The sequence below is a fragment of the Mesorhizobium sp. M2D.F.Ca.ET.226.01.1.1 genome (assembly GCF_004022705.2).
Lineage (GTDB): Bacteria > Pseudomonadota > Alphaproteobacteria > Rhizobiales > Rhizobiaceae > Mesorhizobium.
Genome location: NZ_RZOY02000121.1, coordinates 1 through 293, shown reverse-complemented (window position 1 = coordinate 293; position 293 = coordinate 1). Strand labels below are relative to the sequence as shown.

The following is a 293-nucleotide window of genomic DNA, read 5'->3' as shown; positions in this document are numbered from 1 at the left end:
AAAAATCCGCTGACGATCGCCGTCAACGTCTCTGCGGTGCAGCTCCACAACCCGAATTTCAGCCGCAAGGTGCACGAGATCCTCCTGCGCACCGGGCTGGCGCCCGACCGGCTCGAGCTCGAAGTGACCGAGACGGCGCTCATCAAGGACATGCCACGGGCGCTGGCCACCTTGCGGCAGGTCAAGGCGCTCGGTGTCCGCGTCGCGATGGACGATTTTGGAACCGGCTATTCGTCCCTGTCCAACCTGCGCGCCTTCCCCTTCGACAAGATCAAGATCGACGGTTCCTTCAT

At 62.5% G+C, this 293-nt stretch carries 1 protein-coding gene; it reads left to right on the top strand.

The window, feature by feature from the left end:
* A partial coding sequence (locus EN869_RS34050; RefSeq protein WP_135916167.1) for an EAL domain-containing protein occupies positions 1-293 on the top strand: 293 nt, incomplete at both ends.